Origin of the sequence: Streptomyces doebereineriae (assembly GCF_031845645.1) — a bacterium.
GTDB classification, from domain to species: Bacteria; Actinomycetota; Actinomycetes; order Streptomycetales; family Streptomycetaceae; genus Streptomyces; species Streptomyces canus.
Genome location: NZ_JAVREZ010000256.1, coordinates 1 through 461 on the forward strand (window position 1 = coordinate 1; position 461 = coordinate 461).

The window sequence follows — 461 nt, forward strand, 5'->3', positions numbered from 1 at the left end:
TGCCGCTCGCACGGCGCGACGACGTGTGGACCGGCCGGGCGGACGTGCACATCCCGGAGGCGGGCCCGCCCCGCATCGAGGTCGGGATCCTGCTGCCCGGGTTCGATCCGGAACCGTCCCCCACCCTCGAACCGTCGTCCCGCACGGACCGTGACGCGGTGCGCGCGCTGGCCCGACGCCGGCTGGCGAGAGCGGAGGAGCAGCCGCCCGCGCGGCGGGAGAGCGACGAGGCTCATGAGCCGTTCCTCGCGGAGATCGCCGCGGCCGCGACCACAGCGGAGGAGGATTACTGACCCATGACCGCCCCGGACCCCTCAGATCCCGCTGCTCCCGCTAACCCCGCCGACCCGGCTGACGCCACAGAGGCCACAGAGGCCACAGAGGCCACAGAGGCCACAGAGGCCACAGAGGCACACTACGGGGACCCCTTCGACGGGGGATTCGCGCTCGCGGAACACCAC

1 pseudogene is annotated in these 461 nt (G+C 73.3%); it reads left to right on the top strand.

Features of this window, described 5'->3' with window-relative positions:
* A pseudogene (locus RNB18_RS51755) lies at nt 1-293 on the top strand (hypothetical protein); the annotation flags it as partial.
* Nucleotides 294-461: the final 168 nt, after the last annotated feature.